We start from the raw sequence: 26,973 nt of genomic DNA on the forward strand, positions 1-26,973 counted from the left end.
CTTCTGAGTTCTGAGTTCTATATAATAAGGCGATATTCTGTAGGAGTGTCTGTCGCCATTGCATAGCGTGACAAAAGAAACTCGCATATAAACCATGAATGTACAACTTGTTAACTCCCTGGTGGAAGCGGTACTAAACCTCTCCCCCGAAGAGCAAAAACTATTTCAACAAAAGCTTAGTAACAAGCATTTAACGTTACGAACCAGTAAACCTCAAACACCAGAAGAGAGATTATTACTTTGGCACGAATGGATAGATACAGCTCCAAAAAGCTATGCTAACCTCTGTGATGAAGCTCTGCAGCGAGAAAATATCTACGATGATGAAGTATGACCTATTATTTGTTAGATACTAATATCCTGTTACGCTCCAGGGATATAGCTTCACCCAATTACAATCTTGTTGATAGATTCCAAAGCTATAATTGGGATACAAAGCATACGCTCATATAGTGCAAAAGCGCCAATGGCAGAATTAACGATTCACATTCCTGATGAACTGCTATCACGTTTGGAACCTCTGCAAAATCGTTTACCCGAATTGCTTTGGCGATTGTTAGATATTGCTAATTTACCAACAAATTCAAAAGCGACAGCTAAAACGGAGTCTACAGATATTCCCGCAGTTTATCAAGAAGTTCTTGATTTTTTAATTCAGCGTCCAACACTAGAAGAAATTATTACTTTTAAAGTTTCACTAATAGCGCAAACGCGGTTGTCAGAATTATTAGAAAAAAACCGCTCTGCAACACTAAGTCCAATGGAATCAGCTGAGTTAGATGTTTACGAGCAATTAGAGCATATGATGATTTTATTAAAGGCACGAGCTTCCCGTCGCGATGAGTAAACATGACTTCTGACTATATTTTGCAAGATCTGCGTAAGCTTGTCAGAAAAAGAGCTTCAAACCGCTGTGAATACTGCCTGATGAATCAGGATTTTTCCATTTATACCCATGAAATAGACCATATTATTGCTGTAAAACATGGGGGTGAAACCACTGCGGATAATTTGGCACTTTCATGTTTATCTTGTAACCGTCATAAAGGTTCTGACTTCGCAACTATAGACCAAGTTACTAAAGAAATTGTTCCTTTGTTTAATCCCCGTCGTCAGGTTTGGGATGAACATTTTTATATTGAAAATGCGAAAATTGAAGGTAAAACTCAAATTGGTCAAGCAACTGCTAAATTACTTCGGTTTAATCTTCCCAATCGCGTGCTTGAACGACAAATATTGATGAGTCAAGGACAATATCCGTAGGTAAGTAGCTCAACCTAAGCAGGATGAGGTTTTAAAAAATCGAAATCATTTCTTTACCATGTCCACAAACCCTTACGCTTGGATCGAAGAATCTCTGGCTACAATTCACCGCGCTGACTGGTATCGCTCAGTACAAACAATTCACGGTCTTCCAGGAGCAACTATACTTTTGGAAGGGCGTGAGGTGATCAATTTTGCCAGTAATGATTATTTGGGATTGGCTGGGGATGAACGACTAATTGCAGCAGCAACGATCGCTACCCAAGAATTAGGTACAGGTAGCACTGGTTCTAGATTACTCAGCGGGCATCGAAAATTACACAGAGATTTAGAAAGGGCGATCGCATCACTTAAACAAACAGAAGACGCTCTGGTTTTTAGTTCTGGCTATCTAGCGAATTTAGGGACAATCAGTGCTATTGTAGGCAAGCGCGATTTGATTTTATCTGACCAGTATAATCATTCTAGTTTGAAAAATGGGGCAATCCTCAGTGGTGCTGAGATTCTTGAATATCCTCATTGTGATGTTGAGGCATTAAGAACCAAGCTGAGTCAACAAAGGCAAAATTATCGACGTTGCTTAATCATCACTGATAGCGTCTTCAGCATGGACGGTGATTTGTGTCCTTTGCCAGCACTGTTGGAGATAGCGGACGAATTTAGCTGTATGCTGCTGATTGATGAAGCGCACGCCACTGGGGTACTAGGAAAAACTGGCACTGGATGCGTAGAACATTTTGAATGTAGAGGAAGCCAGTTGATTCAAATTGGCACTTTGAGTAAAGCTTTAGGTAGTCTAGGCGGGTATGTGGCTGGAAGTACAGCCATTATAGACTTTTTGCGGAATCGTGCACCAACTTGGATTTATACTACTGCACTTTCTCCAGCTGATGTGGCAGCAGCACTCACAGCCATAAAAATAGTACAGCAAGAACCACAACGCCGCATTCAATTATGGCAGAATGTCGCCCAACTGAAACAGGTTATACAACAGCAACTACCCAACCTAAAATTGTTACCGTCCTCATCACCCATTCTCTGTTTTGAATTATCAAGTGCAGCAGATGCACTCAATACTGGGCAACAGCTAAAATCAGCTGGTATTTTTGCTCCTGCTATTCGTCCCCCTACTGTTCCTACGAGTCGAATACGAATTTCTATTATGGCAACTCATAAATTGACTCATATTGATAAATTGCTAGAAGCTTTGAGCAGTATCTAAACTCAATCTAATTAATCTTTTCTTGCCTGAGTTAAGAAGAATAATACTACGATTGCTCCAAAAGCCAGAGATTTTTTTCATCACTTGATAATTTTGTACCTGTTGAACTTTTTCTCATAACTGGCATGAGTTGATTCAATCAAATTATGCATTTAACAAAAAGAATTTATCAAAGCTAAAATCCAATCATCATAAGGTTCCTGGAGAATTGAGATGATATGTTGTGGAGAGGTAAAACAAGGGTAGAGGTCAATTGACGAACTCAGATAGCCAGTGAATAACGCTCGCCATTCTTCGTAAGTTGATAACTTCTGTATTCAGGCAGCAGTGCTGACCTTACAGTTGTGCTGAATAATTTCAATGATAGTCATCTTTTGTGAGCATGCAAATATGCACACTAAAATTGTGATTTTGGTCACAGCATGATATCTCAAATACTTGGTATAAATAATTTAACTAACAGTTATTCCCAACAAATTTTAAATAAGCATAACAACTTAGAATGCCAATTTATACATTTTTATGTAAGAATTAGACCAACTAAGTTAATTAGCTGTCACGCCTACAACTTGGGCATTTATTCGTTCCGGGAGTCAACACTTGAAAGCACAGATGCTCCACTTCCGCTTTTAAGTTAGCCAGTGCTTGACTAGAGTTTTCCAGCACAGAACAGCCAGTGGATTAAGGAGACGCGCACCTAGCGTCAACTGCTGTTAATTGAACAAAGAATGTTTGTTCGTATCTCCTCCACAAGAGGCTGCTTTAAAGGCCGTTACGATCAACCGTTGCCTAAGCCATAGGTATAGCGGTAACGGTTAGAAAGAACTCAAGACTGTTGAGTGGAAGCAGAAAAGTGCAAGATGTACGCGCATCTACTTAGTATACTTTTCTAAAAGTTTATCAAAGCAAACTAAAGTAAACAATAGTAACTATACTTAAAACTGTCATGAATCAACTATAGACTCTTTAAATTACATAGCTAATTTCTATTTTATAAAGTCAATATTCAAGCCGTAGAGTTATTAGACATAGATTTAGATACAAATCTCCTGTGGCTCTTTTAACAAGGAATGAATTGTATAAAGAGTGGAAAGTCTGTAAAATCAATTGTCCGGAAACTTTATATAAACTTAAAAAAATCTTCATAAAAATATTTTATTGAATTGCTTTTTAAGTCAATACTAATAGTAAAAACACTTAAAGCTCATTAAGAATTTCAATACTTTTCTCTACAAAAATAATACTTGTAAGTCTTGTCATTACTAGAGAAAAGGTAAGTAAGGGTAAGTTTTGTTCTCATTTAATATTTCTACATATAAAAAATATTTTTAAATTCAATTGTTCTGATAAATCGATTTTTTCATAGATTCTTTTTAAAGATTTATAGGGACTTTATCTAAATATGGAAACAATGTCTGAATAATTGTATATAGGTGCAAATTAATAAATCAAAGATATCCTCTGACAAAAGGTATTCTGAAATAACTTATACGTAAAAAACATGAATATAATTTCTCGTTTACTTACTACATTTAGTATTTCTATATCTGCGGTTGCTGTGATACCTTGCTTCGCAACAGCCCAACAGACTCCAACAGTTCCGGAACAACAAATGACGCAGAGAATTTGCTCTTCCGATGCAGTGGAAGATTTGTTACCTCCGGCTGTCAGTCAAGAAAGTCCTTCTCCACTTTCTTACTTGGGGCAGCAAGGTTTTACACAAAATTCAGATGGTTCTTGGACTTGTTATGTTAGTGATTCTAGAAAGCAAGGACGTTACTATACCCTTTTTAAAGTGCAACAAGTCAATGGAAAGCTTGTAGCCAGTTCTTTTCTAGATAGGGGTGTTCTCCCGCAAGGGCAAGAAAACCGCAGCTTAGACTTCTTCATGATGCTTATAGAAAAGCATACAAAGGCAAATCAAGGGAACCGTGAAAGTATACGCAGATATCTAGATGCCTTCTTTTCCTTTGTCAAACAAGGAAAAGTACAACTCTCTAATCGTGGTTACCTCTTTGATCAACCAAGCGGTGGAGTTGTTATGTACCACTCTGTTACAGGCGGAAAACTTAAGGGAGCAGCAATCACCATTAATATCCGCTCACCTGAGAATTTATCTTCCTCTCCTGTCTCATAAGCTGCATTAAAAATTAGTTGTTGGAGGTAAATCCCTTGAAGTCAAAAGTTAAAACAATCGCTGTCACCCTATCGTCCTTAGCAACAGTAGTTAATACATCTCAATCTGCTTCTGCTCAATTGAAAGTTGGAGACTATGGTGTTCAACCAGGACTTGAGCACAACTATCTCCAGTACCAGCTATCGGGTCGAGATTTGACTCAAATGCGAGGTATTCCTGGATGTAGTGTAGGATTTGGTGCTGCTTGTAACAAAGCAGGAGCAGTCTTTCAGAAGTTAGTTGAGTCAAATGGTGGACCAACTCATGAACAGTTGCTGATGCAAGCAGCTGGAGGGGAACAAAACTACCAGAATTTTGCGAAATTTTACGGAAATGACCCCAATCTGACTCAAATACCGTACGCTTCATTCTGGGAGAATGGCAATCCCAGTATCGTGGATGGGTATCGCTATCTTCTTGGGCAAACAGTCAATCAAACTCCCCAAGAAGGTTTGGGACAGGTTGCCAAAAACTTTTACTGGGCAGTTCAGGGAAGCGGGAACTCACTTGACCCCCGTAATGGCTTACTGGATTTGAAATACTCTTATGGACGTCTGTTGCTTGAAGAGGTGGCAAAAATTCCTGATGCACAGCAGCAGATTCAAGCTTTGGGTTTAGCGCCAGAACTGACCAAATTTTACTCGGAAAAACTTTCCAGTTCGATGCGTGTGTTGAAATCTGGGAATGAGGAGTCTCTTAAACAGACAATTCTCAAAGACCTCTCAATGCCCTATTCACCAGAAGCAGCAGAACTTGGACGTCCAAATCTTGGCATTCCTGCAATTAATTCGTTGAGTGAGGATACTCTGGCTGGAGATGTCGTTTCCTGGGAAACTCCAGTAGCGCTAGATCCAGAAGCGATGAACCTTGAGGTTCCTCCCAGCCTTGCAGAAGTTGCTCTATTCCCGCAAGAAGGAGGAAGTTCTTTTCCAACTGGCTGGCTTGCTGCCCTTCCTCTGTTAGCCTTACTTCTTCTTGCTTTTGGTGGTGGTGGAGATCGCTCTTCTGGTCACAATCACGGATCAAGTATCGTTTCAAGTGGAGCTCCAGTTGGTTCTTTTGGTGGTGGTTCTCCTTCTGGATCAGGCGGTGGTGGTGGTTCTGGTGGCAACAACCAAATTACTCAAGTAGTGTCTGTTAATCCTGTAAAAACTCCCCCAGGAACGGAAATCAAGAAGGTACCAGAACCAACAACAATAACGCCGCTTGTGTTGTTGATCATTGTCCTTTACGTACTAAATCACAAGCAGTGGCGCATACAAACTAGAACACCGATCCAGTAATCGGAATCATGACGAAAAAACCAGGTTTCATTCGGTTACAACAAGAAATCTTTGGTTGTAAAAGACGTTAAAACAGGGTTTATTAGTCTTGTGTTTTAATCAATCGGTGTTCTAGAGGTTAAATTCTTTGTTTCTGTATTCAGATGAGTCGGGGTGTAGAAAACGCTCGCATTCTTGTATTTGCTTAAAGAATGCGAGCGTTCGTTTTGAAATTTGTGCTAGGTAGATACTGACGTCAGCTTATGAACAACAAAACTTCTTACTGAGGTTTATTATTTGTATTTGATGAAGGTTTTGCTGGAGCAACTTTTGCATTCACCTTCACACTTTTGACACCTTTAATTTCTTGTGCCAAAGTGGGAATTTTATTGAGCTGTTCTTGTGTGGGAACTGTTCCGGCCACTGTTACAGCACCTTCTTTAGAGTCAACTGTTAACTGACTGGCTGGTAAATTCGCCTCTAACTTACCACGAACTTCGCTTTTTAAATCACTATCAGTTCTTTTGGCATCACCACCAGTCGTGTTGTTACGTTGTTCGCGTGCTCTAATATCAGACTCTATTTGGCCTTTACGAACTTGACTCGTGGCGTCTTCTTGAGTTTTCTGAGCAGTGTCTTGCGTTGGAGCATTAACATTTTCATTTGTCCCTGAGGGAGCATCTGCACTTGTTTTTGAAGGGGTTTCGCAACCAAACGCACCAACAGCTATGACACCGCTAATGATCAATGGAATAAACTTGTTCATCTTCTGTCTCCAACTAAAATATTTCAAAAAATTCATTGACACAAGTAGCTATTAACAGCAAACAGTTACCCTTTGATCTAAAACACGGAGATAAGAACACATTAGTGGCTTATGCAAAAAACACTTGTATTGGTTTAATGTTTCCTAAATGGATACATTTAAACAAATCTTTCTTGATATCTCCATAGTTTAGTTACGGGAATTTACTGATAACTGAGTACTGTTAATTAGTGTGTGAGGTAATTGTGTGTGAGGTTCAGGAGCGAATCTTTGCAAGTGCACAGAAAGTAGTTTTTTGATGATAACTTATCAATTACTAAACAGTTGTATCCCGACTGTCAACAATTGTTACCGAAGGCTGATTATTCACAACGCCTCTTACCGAAGGCTGATTATTCACAACGCCGCCAGAATAATCTGTGTGAGTATCTACAACACCAGGTACATTATAAATTCCAAACTCCTGAATACCTTGGTTTGTCAAAACAGTTTCCGCACGACGAATTTCGTCATCTGTCCCGTCTACTATCACCAGATAATCACCACGGGATACTCGTTCATTGTATAATTTGGCTCGTTCTTCAGGAATTCCCAAACCAACGAGTGCACCCAATAGCCCACCAGCAGCTGCACCAATTCCGGCACCTGCTGCAGCTGTCGCCAGAGTTGTGGCGATTTCACCGGCGAGTAATATAGGACCTACGCCAGGGATTGCCAAGGTTCCTAAGCCTACGAGTAAACCGGTAATGCCTCCGACTGTTGCACCTGTGACTGCGCCAGCAGCAGCTCCTTCATCAGCTTTGTTACCAACACGTTCTTGCGTTTCGACACCAGCAATCTCACCGGTACGATCAGCATCTTTGGCAATGATAGAAACCTTATTCATTGGAAAACCGGCGTCTCTGAGTTCGGTAAGTGCATACTCAGCTTCACGACGGCTAGGAAAGACGCCAACTGCACGCTTGTTTTGTTTACCTAAAGCCATTTTACTCCTCCATTTAAATAGCTAAAAAAAGCACAAAAATATAGAGCTTTTGGTTTGCTTCGTGCTTATATTACAGTTTTGCCTTGGTTTGCTCCAACTTGCATCATCCGCAAGTTAAGCTAACTATCTATCAATAGATTGGTTATTTGCCCAAATGGAAATTTGGAAAAATCATAACCTCATTTCACGTCTTTCGTCTTTACGAGGGGAAATTGCGCTTCTATTGTTCGGTTATACTACTTTCACTAAGAAACAAATACTTATAACCTCATAAATAATAGTAGTAAATGCCTGCCTAAGACACTGTCGAGCGGTCTTTATTCAGGGGGTAAAAACTTGTGTACAAATGGATCTTGCCAAGTCTAAGCGAAGTTTTAGCAAATAGTCAATCAACACTGGCTGCCTGTTCATCTGCCAAAGCAGAACAGCAGTGGCGCGTCAGCGTAGCAGCAATAGAACAACTGTTATTGAAAACCGGTTCTAGCGCTTCACCTCAAGAAACTGCACAAGGATTAGTTTTAGCTGCGCCAGCACCTGTTTTCAGCGATCAAAGACTGGCTGGAAACTTGCAAACTGTCAGTTTTACGGCAAAGCCATTTAACCCCTTGGCACTGATGCCATTTCAAATGCCTCCTGATGTGGCTGTAACAGATGTATTTGCTCCTGGTGAGTCGGTTTTACCTGTATTAGCAACAGATCCGTTGGCAAGGGAGCAGTTTTGTTTGGTTTTCACCAAGCAATTCAGATTAGTGTTGGTTTTAGCAGAAGACATCAATGGTAACAAGACTTTTTCATTTTCTTTTGAGCCAGAGGTTGTTGAGTTAGCATGGCGATCGCTGGGAGCAAGAGTTGTAGTCAGCAATCCGGATCTGTTTGCCGATTTACAAGAGTTAGTACATAAATATTCTCCAGTCGCTCCAGATTACCGCGTAGTGATGGAGTTTAGTCGTTTATTGCTGACACAATTTCCAGAACAAGAAGAAAACACAGAAATAGCAAAAAGCGCTGATGTAGGGACGTCGGTACATTCAGAGTTTGCACAAACCGTTTCAGCCTCGCCACATGTGTCTTTGGGCACGTCATCACAAGCCCATACTCGTCCTGATGTAGAACTACTGCAGGCTTTTGCTCACGAAGTTCGCACTCCTTTAACAACGATTCGCACTATCACTCGTTTACTGCTCAAACAGCGTGATTTACCTGCCAATGTGATCAAACGTTTGCAGCTTATTGATCATGAATGCACCGAGCAAATTGATCGTATGGAGTTGCTCTTTAGAGCTGCAGAACTACAAACATCTGCGACTGTAAAATCTACAAATACTCAACTTACAGCAATGTCTCTGGAGCAAGTGTTGCAGCAGAGCATTCCACGTTGGGAACAAGCAGCCAATCGACGGAACTTGACTTTGGATGTCATTTTACCTCAGCAGTTACCAACTGTGGTAAGTAATCCTACTATGTTAGATCGGGTTCTGACGGGTTTGATGGAGAATTTTACTCGTAGTTTACCGGCTGGTAGTCATATTCAAGTACAGGTCATCCCTGCTGGGGATCAACTAAAATTACAATTATTACCCTTAACTCAGGCGGGAGACAATGGAAAAATGTCATGCTCTCCATGCACACCGCCAATTCGCAAAGCTTTAGGTCAACTTCTCATGTTCCAGCCGGAAACAGGTACGATAAGTTTGAATCTTAACGCAACCAAGCATTTATTTCAAGCGATTGGGGGTAAACTTATTGTGCGCGATCGCCCACGTCATGGAGAAGTGCTAACGATTTTTCTTCCTTTAGAAGTCACCAGTCAGTGAAGACTATCAACGTTGTGCCTTCTTTTCAAAATACTGCTGATGCTCTTGTGTTGCTAAATAATATTCAAGAGCAGGTACAATCTCCGTCACAATATTTTTATCAAATCTAGCAGAATTTTGTTGCTTTGCCTTTGATGTCTTGGCTGCTTCTTCCTGTTGACTATTATGGAAAAAGATAACAGATCTGTACTGTTCCCCTCGGTCTGGTCCCTGACGATTCAGCGTCGTGGGGTCATGGATATCCCAGAATATCTCCAATAAGTCATCATAACTTACGTATTGTGGGTCATACTCCACCTGTACTACCTCAGCATGACCCGTTATCCTTGATAACACATCCAGATACGAAGGGTTAGGAAAATGCCCTCCCATGTAGCCAACTGAGGTAGAAACAACTCCCTTTACCTTACGAAACGCCGCCTCGACGCCCCAGAAACAACCAGCCCCAAACGTCGCCAAATTCATTGCTGTTATGCGCTGCTCTTTATTTACTAGAGATCATATCGAAATCCGGTTTGGTTTTTGTTAGCTTGCGTGGCGGAGCCATACGAACTTGTTGAGCTAGGGAACGCTTAACGCCCAACTCTTAACGTTTAATATAAACTGTACACAGTTCTGTCTGGCGAAAACTAAATAGAAATTCCCAGGCATAATCCTGGGAACGAGGATTTTTTTGACTTCCTAGCCGCAAGCGGGGAGGAAGTGAAGTACAAATTAATATCCCTCTTCTTCGTATTCTGGCTGTCTCTCTTTGACTTTTTTGGGAATATTTACTGGCTTTGGTGGCTCATCATCCCAAGCATCACGAGCTAAATCCTCGTCGTAGTCGTCATAATCCTCATCGTATGGCTTTTTGTTGTAAGAACCAGAGTCATACTTTGACTGTGCTTGATACTTGTCTTTACCTGTTGCTTCACTCCAGTTGTCTTCTTCATCGTCTTCATCGTACTGCACTGGCTCATACTGCCGTGCTTTCATAACTTGACGCTGAGGACGTTCTTCTTCGTAGTAGTCCTCATCCCATTCTTGTGCTACAGGTTCGGGTGTACGAACAATTTTTGGCTTAGGTTGTTCTAATGGTACTCCGCTTGGCAGTTGCTTGTCTGGTGTGACTGTACGAGGAGTGTAGCTAGAGTATTCTTCGTCTGCATCACGTTCCCACGGTGCTTTACCAATACCCAAGCGCTCTAGTAAACCAACAGTTAATTGGTTAAGCCGTTCTTCAGCTCCTTCAAAAACAATCAATCTGTTGGGACCTGTGCTGACGATTTCATCTACTGAGAACTCGTAGGTACTCAAGAATTGATCGGGAATTTGTGGTAATCCAAAAGAAGCGATCGCAATTGAGTAAAGCTTGCCTGTTTCGGTATTAAATTTGAAGCCCCGCACTTTGCCTAGGACTTCACCAGTTTCTGTAATAACTTCCCAGTTTATCAGGTTACTATAGGCCTCAACCTCAACATCATCAATGACATCCTCGTTATCCACAAGGATGACATCGCCGATTTGGTTGATGCTGTTGAGATACATATAGCGTGGCACCCCAGAAATAGAGATCAGGTTGTCTCGCATGCCAAGCGCCACAACCTCTCGCTGATCTACATCAACCCAAACCTGACTCACGATTCCTAATCGCTTGCCGTTGTCACGAGTGATTACCTGGGTGTTTAAAATATCGGAACGTCTAATACTTTGTTCAGAGGTCATCCTGTACCGAGTCCTGATCTCGAATCCGGTTTATCTATACACTATTATTAACAAAAACTCAAGCACTTGTTTGGTCAGATTGTAGCTTAATACCCAAAACTTGGGTGTACGCTCCTCTGGCTTGAGTAACGCCTATTGTACGTTCGGCTGATTCTATCATCGGGCGACGCAAACTGACAACGATAAATTGTGCTTGTTGCGCCTGTTGCTTAATCATTTTAGCTAATCGTTCTACGTTTGCTCCATCTAAAAACATATCTACTTCGTCAAATGCATAAAATGGCGATGGACGGTAGCGTTGCAAAGCAAAAATAAAGCTCAATGCAGTCAGAGATTTTTCTCCTCCTGACATAGAAGCAAGTCGCTGTACAGGTTTGCCTTTCGGGTGTGCAACCAAGTTTAATCCACTATTGAATGGATCTTCTGGATCGTCAAGTTGTAGGTATCCGTCGCCTTCTGAAAGGGTGGCAAAAATTGATTGAAAGTTTTCATTGACAGCGTCGAAGGCTTCTTTAAATGCACGTTGACGCAAAGTGGTAAAATTCTCAATTCTTAACAGTAATTCGGTACGCTCTCCTTCTAAGGTTTGCAATTTTTGAGTGAGTTCTTCAAGGCGTTTTTGCGTGCGCTCATATTGTTCTAACGCCAGCATATTTACAGGTTCCATTGCTTGTAGGCGTTTGGCAAGAGAACGCAATTCTTTTTGCAATTCTTCTAAATTGACTTTATCTGGTACTTCCGGCAAAGGGCTAAGTAATTCCCCTGACATCGTTCGCAATTGGGTTTGCAATGCAGCGAGTTCTTCTCGCCGCGTCTGCTGGGTTTCTTGCAGTTTTTGGATTTCCCATTCCAATTGTTGCTGACGCATTGTGTGCGATCGCAATTCTTGTTCTGTTGCGTCGCGTTTTTGTTTCTCCTCTCCCAAATTTTGTTCCATTTGACTCAAAGCTGCGCGAGTCTCAGCAATTGCAGTGCTGAGTGTTGAGTCCTGAGTCCTGAGTCCTGTACGTTGATTTTGCTGATTTATCTGCTCTTGATGGTATTCTTCAATACGCTGTTCCCCAACAGTAATTTTTTCTTGCAACCGCTGCTGCTGATTTTCCAAGTTCTTCAGGCTTTGCTCTACTTCCCTTAAGGCGGTTTCCCGTTGTTGCAATTGTTGCTCTTGAATTTTTATTTTTGCTTGGATTTGTTGCCACTCCTGGGGAGTTTGGGACTGTTCCAACTCAGTCAAAGCGTGTCGCAACTGTTGTAATTGTTGCTCTTGGTCAGGTAATTCCCGAACCAAAATTTCTAAACGGGATTGGACGGTGGTTAATTTTTCTGTGTTTTGCGAAAGCTGCGATCGCGCTGTTTCTAATTGCGTCGTAAAACTTTTGATCTCTTTGCGTAACTGTTCCAAGCGCAGTTGTTGTTCTCGCCGCGCCTGTCGTGCTTCCGTCACCTGTTGTGTGAGTTGTTTTGTTTTGGTAGAAAGAGAATGAATTGCTGAACTACAACGTTCTAAAATTCGCTCAATATCAGTTAACCGACTTTTTAAAGAAGAAACTTCCTCAGATTCCGCAACTTCTGTCGTACCAAACCGTAACGATGAACGCTGGTTCGTACTACCACCAGTCATTGCACCACTGGTTTCCAACAATTCCCCATCTAAAGTGACAATGCGATAAAGTTTCATATGCTGACGTGCGTCAGCGAGATTTGCAAAAACAACTGTGTTACCAAAAACGTAGTTGAACACATCTTTATAGCGGCGATCGCACTCGATTAAGTTCACAGCATAATCCACAAACCCATTCGCATATCGCAGTGTAAAATCTTGGGTAAATTTGGAAGCCTGAATTTTATTCAGGGGTAAAAAAGTCGCTCGCCCACCACGTTTTTGTTTGAGTAGTTCAATTCCTGCAGCGGCTATGCTGTCATCTTCGACGACAATATGTCCCAAACGCGCCCCTGCAGAAGTTTCCAAAGCCAATTGATAGCGGGGTTCCACACGTCCTAACTGTACAACTAATCCACAAACTCCCGGCATTCCCGATTGGAGGATAATTTTGCTCGCTTGGGTTCCTTGAACTTCTTGCTGTGCGGCTTGTTGCGCCTCTAGTTTATCCAATTGGCGTTGTTTTTCTCGTTGTTCCTGCAGCAAGCGCTTTTGGGTTTCCTGTTGGATTTGTAGTTCTTGTTCAGTAGCTGATAGTGTTTCGGCTAAATTTTGAATCGGTTCGCCAGAAGTGTTAAATTCTGTTTCAACTTGTTGACATTCAGCTTGTCTTTCTAATTGCTGAGGTTCTAAAGTTTGAACAAGTTCGGTTTGTTCTTGAATTTGCTGCTGGAGTTGGTTATTACGTTCTGTCAGTTGTGCTTGTTCTGTGCGTTGAGGTTCAAGAGTTTGCAGTAAAGTTTCAATTTGGCGGTTCAGGGCTGTTTGTTGTTGTACCCAAGCTTCTGAGGCGGAAGCAATTTCTGCAGCAGCTTCACGGGAGTTTTCTAATTCTTGTCGCGTCTGATCTCGTTCGGTTCGTCGCGAGGTGATAAATTGCGTTTGTTGAACTTGTTGTTGTGCGAGTTGTTCTAAAGAATGATGATGCTGTTGAATTTCCTCTTGAGTTTGTTGCAGGCGCTTAACGGTTTCTTGTGCGGCTGTTTCTAATTCTTTTTGCTGACGCTGAAGCTGTTTACGTTCTGCTTCTTGAGTGGCGAGGGTAGATTGTACCGCCAAAAGTTCTTCTTCTCCCAAAGCTTTGACATGGGCGTTGAGTTGTTCAAGTTCGGCAGTTTTTTGGGTGATTTCTGAATTGAGGGTGGTGAGTTGAGTTGTGAGTTCAGTCGAAGTGCGATCGCCAATTTGAATTTGCGTGGCTAACTTTTCTTGCTGTGCTTGTTGGGAACGCCAAGATAAAACCGCTTCCCATTGTTGTTTGTCTTGAAATTCAGCGCGGAGTTTTTGGTATTTTTCGGCTTTGGCGCGATCTTGGGAGAGGCGATCGCGTTGTCCAGTTAACTCTGTCTCAACAATACGACAGCTGTCTTCCTTGTCTTTAACTTCATCTAAAGTTCCTTTTGCCTGATGGATTTTGCGATCAAACGCCGCCACTCCTGCCAACTCATCAATAATTTCTCGTCTTTCGCGGGGGTTCATCGAGATAATACTGGTGACATCCCCTTGCAGGACAACGTTGTAACCTTCAGGATAAATACGTAATTCTTCGAGTTCCTCGTGTAATTCTGTGAGAGTGCAGGAGATGCCGTTAATGGAATAATTCGATGTATAAGTTCCTTGCGGAGTCACTCGCAGCCTTCTGGTGACACTCCAGTCGCTACCTGGTTTGGCACGGATTTTTTCTTTGCGATTTCTATCATCCTCGCTTTCTTCTTCGGCTGACTCTGATTTCTCTACTTCCTCATCTTCAACGATAGAGACGACAGGGGAGATTTCCTCAAATTCATCATCCAGTTCATGGTCTGATAAATCAAACGTTACCGTGACGGAAGCTTCCACAGCGGAACGAGATTTCGTGGTTTGAGTCGTGTTGACTAAATCAGGAAGGCGATCGGCACGCATTCCCTTGGAACTCGCAAGTCCCAGGCAAAACAGCAGCGAGTCTAGAATATTGGATTTCCCAGAACCATTCGGTCCAGAAATGACAGTAAACTCCGACAGTAAGGGGACAGACGTTGTACCGCCGAAGGATTTGAAGTTAGTGAGTTGTACGCGCTTTATATGAACCATCGCGCTGTTTTACCGGGCTTGTGCAGTTCAAGTGTATCAACAAACCTCTCAAAAGATTAGCGTGAAAATTATCAACCGCCCTTCGGGTTCGCCAGTCCCCCGTCTTGGCGGCTTCCGTCACGATGGGGGCTGGACTCACCAAGACGCCTTAGCGTAACGAGGGTTTATCCTGCAAACTGATGGACGCTATCGCTTCATTCACGACTTGCCACGGGGACATTTTGCAAAGATATAAGATTGTGTTACGGGTAGAAAATAATAAGGTGAGTTATGCAACTAGAAGATTACTTTAACTTTCAACGCCCCGATGATATCCGGGTAAAAGGTACAAGGGTAGGAATTGAAACTATCCTTTATGATTTCATCCATCGGTGTCGGACTCCAGAGGAAATTGTCCAAAGTTATCCATCAGTTACTCTAGAGCAGGTTTATGCGACAATTCTTTACTAAGTAAGTCGGTGTAATAAAACCAAACTGTGTGAATAAAAGTAAATAAGGCTCAAACTCTTTCTCTCCCTGCTCCCTGCTTTATTCCAAGAAGAATTATTTACGCCGACCTACTTACCTGCATAATAAAGAAGCGGTAAGCGCTTATATAGCTGATTGGTTAGAGTGGAGTCATAGGGCGCGGGAAGAACAGCGACGTAATCCTCCGCCAGTTGTCGTCAAACTGATGAAGTTAAAAGCCGAAAGGGAAGCAATGAAAAAAACACATGACTCTCAAATATCTGCTGGATGAAAATATTGCTCCTTATTGTTCACCAACCGCTATCTTAGTTTCAATATAATAAACTTATGCTGATAAATCTAAATGCAAACGATATAAGATTCAAAGACGTTCAACAGCTTTTAAAATTTGAAGAACAGTATAATGACTCATTTACATCCTTACTATTCTTAGAAAAGCTTACAGAATTTGAACAACAAGAATTACAGACAATTCGCAACATTTTTCGCGAATACTACTCAGAGGGGAAAATCTCCGAAGGACAAATAAAATTTCTTTTCCTTGCTCCATTGATCAAGTTAGCTGGCTTTTATCATCCCAGCATTAAGATAACTTTAGAAGAAAATATTGCTGACATCTCCGTTGAAGATGAAGACACAATCATCAAAGGACGGATGGATATTTTGGCTGTTAATAAGACGCAAGGAAGAACAGTTTCGACACCTTTTTGGATATTAGTAATCGAATCTAAAAATAGTAGTTTGAATGCTACAGAGGGATTGCCACAATTGTTCACTTATGCCTACACAAGTTTAGAGCATCAAACGTCCGTTTGGGGATTGACTACCAACGGTATGGATTATCAGTTTGTCTATATCCAGCAAGGTAATCCATCGACTTATCAAGTAATGCCAAAATTAGATATAACTCGTCTTGAATCATCAAGTGAATTGGTGCAAGTGCTGAAAGCAATTGGTTTACAGTATAACGCCCAGTAGTGCTTCAAATAGCATCGTCAACATCATGCCAAAGGCAGCGAAAATCGAAACATAGTTCCCTTATTTAGCTCACTTTCTACTAAAATTTCGCCTCCCTGCAGCTTAACAAGACGATGGCAGATAGCTAAACCCATTCCAGAACCACCAGGGTTACGCTCCCGAGAGCGCTCAGAGCGCCAAAATCGGTTAAAAACAAAGGGTAAATCCTCTGCTTTCATACCATGACCTGTGTCAATCACCGCAATCCATAATTTCGCAGGTTCGCTCCAAACTCGCACAGTGATAGAACCATTGACAGTGTAGCGTACTGCATTGCCAAGTAGGTTGACCAGAATCTGCTCAACTCGCTCAGGATCAGCACACACCAAGGGAGGATTGGGTGGGCACTCCAAAAGCAACACAGGACCTTCTTCTAGTAGTTGATCACTAAAGCGTTTAATAAGGGAGAGCAGAAGTAGATGTAGATCAACCCGTTGAATCTTGATGGGTAAATATCCCCCCTCTGCCTTGGAAAGTTCTTGTGTATCATTTACCAACCGACCTAATCGAGCTGTCTCTGCCACTAATCGCTCAAACAGTTCTGCTTTTGCTTCAATCGCCCCATCTGCTAAACCCTCCAGATAACCCTCCAAGATTGTCAACGGTGTACGTAGTTCATGAGTTAAATCTTCCATGAGTTCTCGACGGCGCTGTTCTACCCCTTCAAGGTTTAATGCCATTCGGTTAAAATTTATAGCAAGGCGGTTCAACTCTGGAATTTCACTCTTAGGTACACGCGCGCTCAAGTTCCCCTCAGCAAACTTTTGAGTAATTTTCTCCATCTGAATTAGAGGTTGTACGATCCGCTTAGCAAACAAGTAACTCAAACTACCTGCTACGGTTGCACCGAGAAGCATTGACCACCAAACTCCTTGCTTCCAGACTACCTGACACTTGTCAATCAAGTCATTGGCAGTTGTACCCACATTAAACTGTCGTCCTTCTAAAAGCGTTAAGTCCAACCCAAACAGTTGGTGCGAAAAGAACCAGTCCACAATGAGTGGGGTACTTAATCCAACTAGCATCACAATAATGTTGCACAACAGTAATCGCGATAGAAGGCTAAGCTTACTCACAATTCGTCCTAAATAACTTGGTCGTCAAACTTATAACCCACTCCAACCACAGTTTTGATAAAAGTTGGATTAGCTGGATCGGGTTCAATCTTCTTTCGTAAACGTACTATGTGAGTATCAACAACCCGCTCATCGCCGTAAAAGTCACTACCCCAAAGTTTCTTAATCAGTTGAGTTCGATGCCAAACCCGACCAGGATCACTCATAAATGTTGCTACTAGTTCAAACTCCAAAGCCGTTAGGTCTAAAGGAGTCAATTCGTTTGTACTCAGAACTCGGTTGGCTGAGTGTTGCTTGATATCAATAACAAAGTGTTGCGTACGATAAGTGTGATATTGCTTGCTATCACCTTGCATTCGTCGTAGGAGTGCACGCACACGAGCTACCAGTTCCTTTAGACTGAAGGGCTTGACTACGTAGTCATCTGCTCCAGTCGATAAACCGATGATCCGATCATTTTCCTCACCCTTAGCCGTCAACATCAAGATGTAAGGATCACTATAGCTTGCTTGCTGTCGAATGCGAGCACAAACTTCCAGTCCGTCTAAACCGGGAATCTTTAGATCTAGGATTATTAACTCAGGCGAATACTCTTGAAACTCTTGAAGCGCACTTAATCCATCAGCGCAGTGGCGACAATAAAATCCTTCTCTTTCCAAATACAGTTGAATTAACTGAGCAATTTCAACTTCATCTTCAACAATCAAAATCCCCATTAGCTTGATAAAGAGCTTTTTTACTAAGCATTATTTTACCAAGCATTAATAGTAAAGCACTTTATCTGACCAATCATCTAAGGACGAAGTTTTAAGCTAGCTTTAACTAGCAAAAGCGCGCATATTCAACAGTCTTGTCACAGAACTTTACACCTTTTTCACAAAGCATGGCATATCTTTTAACAAATCTTCGGCAAAATGTCACATTTTCGTCACATGATTGACATATGCTCGCTACGTTTTTGCTACAAAGTGTAAATTCACAGAGAAACAAATTGATTGAATAATCTATAGCAGTCCTATTTCATTTGTGTGAAAGTGCCTGCGCTCTGCGCTTAAAAACAAACTACATTTGTACATTATTCTTAAGCGTTAAGCGTTAAGCGTTCCCTACCTCAACGAGTAATTTCACAACTCCTGCACGGATTGCTATATATAAGAATCTTGTCGTTCTCTTTAAAGTTGTATACGTATACTTTGTGGTATATGTTTAAAAATTCGCTAACCATTGTACCTTTTCGGACATCTACCTTCATATGTTCAAAGACGCTCGTTTAATCTCTGCAGACCAAGTTGTTGAAACTGAAGTTTGTATTGTTGGTGCAGGCGCAGCTGGAATCACGCTAGCCCGTGAATTTATTGGACATAAAACAAAAGTTTGCCTTGTGGAGAGTGGCGGACTTGAGTTTGATCCACAAACTCAAGCGCTTTCTGAAGCATCAACTGTTGGAGATCCCTTTTTGCCACTCAAAGACATCCGACATCGAATGTTCGGAGGCAACTCAAATCTTTGGGCGATTAAGATTGGTAAAGGGCAAAAGGGTGTGCGGTATGCCCCTTTGGACGAAATTGATTTTGAGAAGCGAGACGGGCTACCTTACAGCGGTTGGCCAATTGAGCGATCGCACTTGGAACCGTATTACAAACGTGCCCAGTCAGTTTGTCAAGCAGGTCCATTTGCTTATGATCCTGACACATGGGAAAATGAACAAGCGAAGCGCTTACCCCTAAATGAGCAGCAAATACTTACTGCTGTGTTCCACTTTGGACGTGGCAATGTATTCAGCCAGGAGTATCGCGACGAACTTATTAAAGCTGATAACATTACTGTTTTGCTCAACCTGAATGCAGTTGAGATTGAAACCAATGAGTCTGTCAGAACGGCAACTCGTTTGCGGGTTGCTTCTTTGCAAGGGAATCAGTTTTGGATCGCTGCCAAGGTGTTTATACTCGCCCAAGGTGGACTAGAAAATCCGCGTACGCTGTTGATGTCCAATCGTCAGCAAACGGCTGGCTTGGGTAACCAACACGATGTAGTCGGCAGATATTTTATGGATCATCCCTTAGTCCAAGGTGGCGATTTTATCCCTGCTGACGCTAACTTATTTAACAAAATGCCTCTGTACGATCTACGTCGTGTGAACGATGTTCCAGTGTTGGGCTATTTCAAACTCTCGCAAGAGCTTATGCGGCGTGAGCAATTAGTCAATATTAGCACTGTTCTGTTTCCACGACCTAGTAAGCGACAACTCAAGGCAATTGAGTCATTCAAAGCTGTAGCCGAACCGCTTGTTCATCGCAAATTTTCACAGCTGCTTTCCGCCAAAGAGTTTGTCAATATCATCGGTGGTATCGATTACGTGATGCTTGCCAGTTACTTGGCTGCTACTAAACATCAGTCCTTGCTGCATGGATTCCACAGAGGCGGATGGTCAGAATTGCCAAACAACCAAAAAAGGTTTAAGGTTTTCGAGGTGATTCATCAAGTGGAACAATTGCCCAATCCTGCTAATCGAGTTGTGTTGAGCAAAGAACGAGATCCACTCGGCTGTCAAAAGTTAGAACTTCACTGGCGGTGGGATACTGACAATGCCCTTAACATTCAGCGTTCTCAAGAAATCGTAGCTCAAGAATTTGCGAGTTCTGGGTTAGGTGAATATAGAATCGAATACAAAGAAGGTCTTCCCAAACTTGGTATACCTTCTGGTACTGCCCATCATATGGGCACAACCCGAATGCATATTGACCCGAAACAGGGAGTTGTTGATGAAAATTGCCAAGTTCATGGTATTTCTAACTTATTCATAGCAGGTAGCTCCGTTTTCCCTACAGGAGGATATGCTAACCCTACCTTGACAATTGTTGCACTTTCTATTCGCTTGGCAGATTGGATTAAGAAGTCAACAGAATTAGTCGGGACTACTAATTTAGGAAGTGGTCTTCGCACAATGGAAAAGTCAAAATAGAAGATAGGGGCTGTATACAATTAAGCCTTGTCTTTCAAATACGGAGTTTGTTATCAGTGGTATTACAAGTACAAACAAGCACCTACGAAGCAAAAACCCAAGAAATTGCTAAACAACTTCTCGCCGCGACACAGGAGAATCGTTCGTTCTTTGGTGCACTGCGAGATCAAATGCGCTGGGACGATAAGTTGTTAGCTTGGGCGATGAGCAATCCTGGGTTACGGGTGCAATTGTTTCGCTTTATTGATACTCTTCCTGCTTTACGTAGTAAACCAGAAATTGCCGCCCATTTACAAGAATATCTGGGTGATGAATCCGTAGAATTACCCACAGCCCTCAAGGGAATGTTGGGCTTTGCTAATCCAGATTCTATGCCAGGACAAGTTGCGGCGACAACTGTTTCCACAGGTGTAGAAACATTAGCTCATAAATATATTTCTGGAGAAAACATTAAACAGGCGCTGAAAACAATTGAGCGACTGCGTAAGGAAAAAATGGCTTTCACTGTAGACTTGTTGGGTGAGGCTGTGATTACCGAAGCAGAAGCTCAATCTTATTTGGAACGCTATCTAGATTTGATGCAACAATTGGTGGAAGCATCGAAGAATTGGACGCCAGTTGGGTTGATTGACGAAGCTGATGGACAAAGTTTGCCAAAAGTCCAGGTTTCTGTGAAGTTAACGGCGTTTTACTCGCAGTTTGACCCGTTGGATGCTACAGGTAGTGAAGAACGGGTGAGCGATCGCATCCGCACTCTGTTACGTCGTGCCAAAGAACTTGGTGCTTCTGTTCATTTTGACATGGAACAGTATGCATATAAAGATATCACTTTCAACATCCTGAAAAAACTTTTAATAGAAGAAGAGTTTCGCTCTCGTACAGATATTGGGATAACAATCCAAGCATATCTACGCGATAGCGAGCAAGATACACAAAACTTAATTAATTGGGCGAAACAGCGTGGTTATCCGCTGACAATTCGTTTGGTGAAAGGCGCGTATTGGGATCAAGAAACTATAAAAGCAGAGCAGAAGCATTGGCAACAGCCAGTTTATAACGATAAAGCCGCAACAGATGCAAATTTTGAAAGAATAACTGAATTATTGCTTGAAAATCATCAATATGTGTATGCTGCGATTGGTAGCCATAATGTGCGATCGCAAGCTCATGCTATCGCAACAGCACAAAGCTTAAATGTCCCTCGCCGTTGCTTTGAGATGCAAGTTCTCTACGGTATGGGCGACAAACTAGCAAAAGCCTTAGTTGATGGGGGGTATCGAGTTCGAGTTTACTGTCCTTATGGCGAACTGCTTCCAGGAATGGCGTATCTGATTCGCCGCTTGCTGGAAAATACTGCGAATAGTTCATTCTTGCGCCAAAATATGGAGAATCGTCCAGTAGAAGAATTGTTAGCACCGCCAGTCGTGGGAGACGACAAGCAGACAAGCAGACAAGCAGAAAATCCTTCATCCTTTGTTGGTGCGCCTGATACAGATTATGCTGAGGAGGAGCAGAGGAAGGAGGCGAATCAAGCTTTCCAAAATGTTCGTCAGCAATTAGGAAGAACTTATCTGCCTTTAATTAACGGTGAGTATGTTCAGACACAACAAGTTGTCGATTCTGTCAATCCCTCGAATTTTAGTGAGGTGGTTGGTAAGATAGGACTTCTGAGTGTTGAACAAGCCGAACAAGCGATGCAAGCTGCAAAGGCTGCGTTTCCTGCTTGGCGTAAAACACCTGTAAAAGAACGCGCTAGGATATTACGAAAAGCGGCTGATTTGATGGAACAACGCCGCGCGGAACTTTCGGTTTGGATAGTTTTGGAAGTTGGGAAGCCAGTACGGGAGGCGGATGCTGAGGTTTCGGAAGCGATAGACTTTTGTCGTTACTACGCTTCGGAGATGGAACGCTTGGATCAGGGTTTTAATTATGACGTAGCTGGTGAAACGAATCGTTATATTTACCAGCCTAGGGGAATTGCTGTCGTGATTTCTCCTTGGAATTTCCCTCTGGCGATCGCAACGGGAATGACAGTTGCAGCCTTGGTGACAGGAAATTGTACTTTGCTTAAACCAGCGGAAACATCTTCTGTGATTGCGGCGAAGCTGACGGAAGTTTTGGTAGATGCTGGATTCCCTAAAGGTGTTTTTCAATACGTCCCTGGTAAAGGTTCACAAGTTGGGGCTTATTTGGTGAATCACGCGGATACTCATGTGATTGCTTTTACTGGTTCACAAGAGGTAGGGTGTCGGATTTATGCAGATGCAGCAATTCTTAAGCCTGGTCAAAAGCATATGAAACGCGTGATTGCTGAGATGGGTGGGAAGAATGCCATCATTGTGGATGAAAGTGCTGATTTAGACTCTGCTGTTGTTGGGATTGTGCAGTCGGCGTTTGGTTACAGTGGACAAAAATGTTCTGCTTGTTCACGAGTGGTGGTGTTGGAACCGGTATATGATACCTTTGTGCAGCGATTTGTGGAAGCGACGAAATCGCTCAATATTGGGGAGACGGAGTTACCGAGTACGCAAGTTGGACCGGTGATTGATGCAAATGCACGCGATCGCATTCGTGAGTATATCGAAAAAGGTAAGGCAGAAGCAAAAGTAGCTTTGGAAATGCCATCACCTGATAATGGGTATTTTATCGGTCCTGTTATCTTTAAGGATGTACCAGCAAATGGGGTTATAGCCCAAGAAGAAATTTTTGGTCCAGTTGTGGCGGTGATTAAGGTGAAGAACTTCAAAGAGGCGCTGGAAGTTGCTAACGGAACTAACTACGCCTTGACTGGAGGACTTTACTCTAGAACTCCTTCGCACATTGAGAAGGCGCAGGATGAGTTTGAAGTCGGGAATTTGTACATTAACCGGAATATTACGGGTGCGATCGTTGCACGACAGCCGTTTGGTGGTTTCAAGCTTTCTGGTGTTGGTTCTAAGGCTGGGGGACCAGATTACCTGCTACAATTCACAGAACCGCGTACGGTGACGGAAAATATTCAGCGTCAAGGTTTTGCACCAATTGAGGGAGCTGAGTAATAATTCAAAATTAAAGTAAGTTAGTAGGGTGGGCAGCGTTGCCCACCTTATTTTATTATCGAACCACGAAGACGCGAAGGGCGCGAAGAGATTTGAATGAAGGATGTCATCGTTAGAGTTGCTGATTGGTATAAGGAGTTTTCAGCAATTCAAGCAATCAGGAAGTCTGTTTTTCAAGAAGAACAAGGTGTAGATCCTGATTTAGATTTTGATGGAGAAGATGAAACTTCTCAGCAGTTGATTGCTTCTTTAAATGGAGAGTATGTGGGAACTGCGAGGGTGAGATATTTGGATGACAAGACTGCGAAGATTGAAAGGCTTGCTGTTTTACCAGTAGGTAGAGGGTATGGTATTGGCAAGAAAATTATGGAAAAGGCAATGGATGTTATAGCGAGTAAGAATATTCCAGAAGTTGTGATTCATGCCCAAGAGTATATCAAGGGTTTGCATCAACAGTTGGGTTTTCAGGAAGAGGGGGAGGTTTTTGAAGAGGCTGGCATTCGTCATGTGACAATGAGGAAGAAATTTAATCAGTGAACAGTCAACAGTGAACAACTGATAACTGATTGAGATAAATGGCTTGCAGTAGTTCTTAAGCGCAAATACGAACTTATGATATCAAATCTGGTTAATCACTTACTGCATCTATACCTCACCCAAGCACTATCCTTTCCTCTGGTGAATAAGCAAAAGGGTAGGGGTGAGGTAAAAGCTATGAAGACTTGTCCAATATCATGAGCAATGACAAAAGTAAGCGGAATAGATATAAAAACTTACTGATACTTGGGATAATTTGGTTATTGGGGGCGTTGTGCGATCGCATTTGGTTTGCTTTGGATCGTTCTGTCCCTGCTTGGGATCAAGCAGACTATTTCACTGGTAGTTTAAATTATTGGCACGCGTTACAAAATCCCCAGTGGTTTAACCAGGAGTGGTGGCAAAGTTTTTGGCTGCTGTCTTCCAAAATACCGCCTTTAACTTACATCGTTACAGCTATTGTTCAGAATATCTTTGGCATCGGACCAGATCAAGCAACTCTGATGATGCTGTTCTTTAGTGCAATTTTACTAAGTTCAGTCTATGGTTTGGGCACTGTGCTATTTAGCGAGACTGTAGGTTTGTGGGCTGCTGCACTATGCCAAATTTTACCTGCTCTGTATAACTTTCGTTTAGAATTTCTGCTGGATTATCCCTTGACAGCAGTCGTAACTTTGAGTTTCTTTTGCCTGAGTGTTTGGCGAATGACAGTGGACAAGGGGGTATTTGCTTCTTTTTCTCCCCCTGCTTCCCCTACTTCCCCTGCTTCCCCTACTTCCCCTGCTTCCCCTACTTCCCCTGCTTCCCCTACTTCCCCTACTTCCCCTGCTTCCCCTGCTTCCCCTACTCCCCCTGCTTCCCCTGCTCCCCCTGCTCAATGGTTCTGGGCTGCAGCCTTCGGCTTAACTTTGGGGTTGGCGTTGATGGTGAAGCAGACGGCGTTGTTTTTTTTGTTGACGCCGATAGTCTGGCTTGGAGTGGGTGCACTACGTCATCGGCGTTGGGGACGCTTATTACAACTACTGGCTGGTTTATGCTTATCGGTGTTGATTTTTGGTCCTTGGTATCGTACGAATTGGCTTATCATCCTCACTTCTGGTAAGCGGGCGACAATTGATTCTGCTATTGCTGAACATCAGCCTGGTCTTGATAAGCTGGAATCTTGGATTTACTATTGGAATCAGTTACCTTACCAAGTTTCATTACCTTTGTTATTTGTACCTCTGGTAAGTTTACTTATATGGTGGGGGCGTTCAAAATTTGCGTCTGAAAATCCAAAACTCGAAACCATAGCCTCAAGCAAAGCGAACCAGCAAAACTCATCACTCATATGGTTACTTGTGTTTTGCGTTGGCGGATATTTTCTTTCATGTTTGAATGTTAACAAACATGAACGTTATGTATTGCCTTATTTACCAGTGGTGACGGTACTTTTAGCTTATGGGTTGACGCGTTGGCGCAGTCTGTTTGGACAGCGTGTCCGTTGGGGTACTTTTGGTTTAGCAGTTATACTCATGTTGCTCAACCTGTTTCCGGTAGGAGGTGTTGTTGGTACTTGGATGACACAAGTTTTGAGTCCCAACTCTGCGCATTATCCTTATATGAAAGCAGAGTTTCCTCATCAACAGGTTATTGCCCAAATTATCCAAACAGAACCGTATTTGCGTTCTACTCTAGGAGTACTACCATCAACTGTAGAAGTTAACCAACACAATTTTAATTACTACGGGGCGCTACGAAACTTTCAAGTTTACGGGCGTCAGGTGGGAATCAGAAAAAAGTTTGTCGAACAAGATGCGCGATCGCTCTGCTGGTTCGTAACGAAAACAGGTGATCAAGGACCAGTTAAAGAAGCTCAAGCTGTTATGGTAAAGACTGTTGAGCAAGGCGGGAATTTTCAACTCAATAAGTCTTGGAATTTGCCTGATAACAGTCAACTCATGCTTTATCATCAACAAACGCCGACACTACAAGTCAGACAAACTTCTCAACAAAACTCACAAGCCAAAATAGCTCTATCACAAGTCATAGTACCAGAAAAAGCTCCCCCAGGAGTACCAATACCTGTAAGCTATGAGTGGTCTGGTTCTTGGGATGAACTACAACACGGGTTAGTCCTGCTAACTTGGCATAAAAATGGTCAGATCATACCTAACACTGATAGTTGGATACACGACCATGGTATCGCGATGGGAGCTATGCATCCTGGTGCCAAAAAACCCGAAGGAACATTTCAAGTTATTGAAAAGATGGCAATGTTGCCTCCTTCTACCGTAGCACCCGGAACTTATACCCTAGAGGCGATTTATCTCAACAGACTATCAGGAGAAAGTTATCTCCTCTCAGTGCCAAAAGTAACATTACAAATTGATCCTCAAACCCCTGCCACACAAGCACCAGAATTGGATTTAGTGACTCAGTTAGAGACTTTAGGCGCTCAATTACCCAAAGGCACTGAAGCTGTGACTCAAGTTTTTGATGAAGTTGGACGTATTAATCAATACGATCCAATTCAGGATTATTTGGTACAAGCAAGACTGACTTTAGAATATCGATTGCAACATTTTACTCGAAACCGAGATTGGGCATACGCTTTGGCTTTAGCAAACGTGTTGCAGCGGCGGGTGGATGGTGCGATCGCATCTTTAAAACAAGTCACTCAGTTAGATCCAGAAAATCCTTACGCTCACGCTTATCTAGCATTTGTTCAAATCTACAGCTGGCAGCCACAAGCCGCTGAAAAGTCTTTACAACCGAGTTTAGCTAAAAATCCCAATTTACCTCCTGAATTCAGACTGCTTTCAGGAGTTGCTGCCCTTATGCAAGGCAATTTCGTGAAAGCATCGAAAGATTTGTCAACATTGAGGAAGTATTGAAAAAGGGGTGTAAGGGTGTAAGGGTGTAGGGGAAACTCAGATCTTGACACCATTCTCAATAAAACCAAAAAAAC

19 protein-coding genes and 1 pseudogene are annotated in these 26,973 nt (G+C 42.4%); 13 read left to right on the forward strand and 7 right to left on the reverse strand.

The window, feature by feature from the left end:
- Positions 1-94: 94 nt before the first annotated feature.
- The 6 genes from AC5JM2_RS23210 to AC5JM2_RS23235 all read left to right on the forward strand — a co-directional run bounded on the left by AC5JM2_RS23210 (position 95) and on the right by AC5JM2_RS23235 (position 5,944).
- Positions 95-334, forward strand: a complete 240-nt coding sequence (locus AC5JM2_RS23210; RefSeq protein ID WP_495837177.1) for a hypothetical protein — start codon at positions 95-97, stop codon at positions 332-334.
- A 132-nt stretch (positions 335-466) separates the two neighbouring features.
- On the forward strand, positions 467-847 hold the full coding sequence (locus AC5JM2_RS23215; protein WP_495837178.1) for a hypothetical protein: 381 nt from the start codon (positions 467-469) through the stop codon (positions 845-847).
- Between the two features lie 2 nt (positions 848-849).
- A complete protein-coding gene (locus AC5JM2_RS23220) occupies positions 850-1,263 on the forward strand; it encodes an HNH endonuclease (RefSeq protein ID WP_495837179.1) in 414 nt (137 codons plus the stop codon).
- Positions 1,264-1,321: 58 nt separating this feature from the next.
- Positions 1,322-2,485 carry an 8-amino-7-oxononanoate synthase gene (bioF, locus tag AC5JM2_RS23225; protein WP_495837180.1) on the forward strand — a complete coding sequence of 388 codons (1,164 nt, stop codon included), beginning with the start codon at positions 1,322-1,324 and terminating at the stop codon, positions 2,483-2,485.
- 1,501 nt (positions 2,486-3,986) lie between these two features.
- Entirely contained in the window at positions 3,987-4,622 is a 636-nt protein-coding gene (locus AC5JM2_RS23230; protein WP_495837181.1) for a hypothetical protein, read from the forward strand.
- 35 nt (positions 4,623-4,657) lie between these two features.
- Positions 4,658-5,944, forward strand: coding sequence for a hypothetical protein (locus tag AC5JM2_RS23235; RefSeq protein WP_495837182.1), 1,287 nt, complete (start codon positions 4,658-4,660; stop codon positions 5,942-5,944).
- A 259-nt stretch (positions 5,945-6,203) separates the two neighbouring features.
- On the opposite strand, the gene AC5JM2_RS23240 is transcribed toward AC5JM2_RS23235, so the two are convergent.
- Both AC5JM2_RS23240 and AC5JM2_RS23245 read right to left on the reverse strand, forming a co-directional pair.
- Positions 6,204-6,689: a BON domain-containing protein gene (locus AC5JM2_RS23240; RefSeq protein ID WP_495837183.1), complete on the reverse strand. Its 486-nt coding sequence runs from the start codon at positions 6,687-6,689 to the stop codon at positions 6,204-6,206.
- A gap of 316 nt (positions 6,690-7,005) precedes the next feature.
- Entirely contained in the window at positions 7,006-7,674 is a 669-nt protein-coding gene (locus AC5JM2_RS23245) for a general stress protein (protein WP_495837184.1), read from the reverse strand.
- Positions 7,675-8,012: 338 nt separating this feature from the next.
- On the opposite strand from AC5JM2_RS23245, the gene AC5JM2_RS23250 reads away from it, so the two are divergent.
- On the forward strand, positions 8,013-9,488 hold the full coding sequence (locus AC5JM2_RS23250; protein WP_495837185.1) for a sensor histidine kinase: 1,476 nt from the start codon (positions 8,013-8,015) through the stop codon (positions 9,486-9,488).
- Positions 9,489-9,494: 6 nt separating this feature from the next.
- On the opposite strand, the gene msrA is transcribed toward AC5JM2_RS23250, so the two are convergent.
- From msrA to smc, 3 genes are all read right to left on the reverse strand, one after another.
- Positions 9,495-9,953 carry a peptide-methionine (S)-S-oxide reductase MsrA gene (gene msrA, locus AC5JM2_RS23255; RefSeq protein ID WP_495837186.1) on the reverse strand — a complete coding sequence of 153 codons (459 nt, stop codon included), beginning with the start codon at positions 9,951-9,953 and terminating at the stop codon, positions 9,495-9,497.
- A 249-nt stretch (positions 9,954-10,202) separates the two neighbouring features.
- On the reverse strand, positions 10,203-11,195 hold the full coding sequence (locus tag AC5JM2_RS23260) for a PRC-barrel domain-containing protein (protein WP_495837187.1): 993 nt from the start codon (positions 11,193-11,195) through the stop codon (positions 10,203-10,205).
- Positions 11,196-11,253: 58 nt separating this feature from the next.
- The gene (smc, locus tag AC5JM2_RS23265; RefSeq protein ID WP_495837188.1) at positions 11,254-14,925 is read right to left on the reverse strand and encodes a chromosome segregation protein SMC; all 3,672 of its coding nucleotides are present in this window, start codon (positions 14,923-14,925) and stop codon (positions 11,254-11,256) included.
- Between the two features lie 270 nt (positions 14,926-15,195).
- On the opposite strand from smc, the pseudogene AC5JM2_RS23270 reads away from it, so the two are divergent.
- Both AC5JM2_RS23270 and AC5JM2_RS23275 read left to right on the forward strand, forming a co-directional pair.
- A pseudogene (locus tag AC5JM2_RS23270) lies at positions 15,196-15,372 on the forward strand (DUF433 domain-containing protein); the annotation flags it as partial.
- Positions 15,373-15,720: 348 nt separating this feature from the next.
- On the forward strand, positions 15,721-16,371 hold the full coding sequence (locus tag AC5JM2_RS23275) for a restriction endonuclease subunit R (protein WP_495837189.1): 651 nt from the start codon (positions 15,721-15,723) through the stop codon (positions 16,369-16,371).
- A gap of 23 nt (positions 16,372-16,394) precedes the next feature.
- Here the strand turns inward: AC5JM2_RS23275 and AC5JM2_RS23280 are convergent, their stop codons facing one another.
- Both AC5JM2_RS23280 and AC5JM2_RS23285 read right to left on the reverse strand, forming a co-directional pair.
- The gene (locus AC5JM2_RS23280) at positions 16,395-17,486 is read right to left on the reverse strand and encodes a sensor histidine kinase (protein ID WP_495837190.1); all 1,092 of its coding nucleotides are present in this window, start codon (positions 17,484-17,486) and stop codon (positions 16,395-16,397) included.
- Positions 17,487-17,494: 8 nt separating this feature from the next.
- The gene (locus tag AC5JM2_RS23285; RefSeq protein WP_495837191.1) at positions 17,495-18,202 is read right to left on the reverse strand and encodes a response regulator; all 708 of its coding nucleotides are present in this window, start codon (positions 18,200-18,202) and stop codon (positions 17,495-17,497) included.
- A 536-nt stretch (positions 18,203-18,738) separates the two neighbouring features.
- Here AC5JM2_RS23285 and AC5JM2_RS23290 point away from each other — a divergent pair.
- From AC5JM2_RS23290 to AC5JM2_RS23305, 4 genes are all read left to right on the forward strand, one after another.
- Positions 18,739-20,448, forward strand: coding sequence for a GMC oxidoreductase (locus AC5JM2_RS23290; protein ID WP_495837192.1), 1,710 nt, complete (start codon positions 18,739-18,741; stop codon positions 20,446-20,448).
- Positions 20,449-20,504: 56 nt separating this feature from the next.
- Entirely contained in the window at positions 20,505-23,486 is a 2,982-nt protein-coding gene (pruA, locus tag AC5JM2_RS23295; RefSeq protein WP_495837193.1) for an L-glutamate gamma-semialdehyde dehydrogenase, read from the forward strand.
- Between the two features lie 96 nt (positions 23,487-23,582).
- Positions 23,583-24,023, forward strand: a complete 441-nt coding sequence (locus AC5JM2_RS23300) for a GNAT family N-acetyltransferase (RefSeq protein ID WP_495837194.1) — start codon at positions 23,583-23,585, stop codon at positions 24,021-24,023.
- A 197-nt stretch (positions 24,024-24,220) separates the two neighbouring features.
- A complete protein-coding gene (locus tag AC5JM2_RS23305) occupies positions 24,221-26,899 on the forward strand; it encodes a tetratricopeptide repeat protein (protein ID WP_495837195.1) in 2,679 nt (892 codons plus the stop codon).
- The last annotated feature ends 74 nt before the right edge of the window (positions 26,900-26,973 follow it).

Source organism: Brasilonema angustatum, assembly GCF_059505445.1.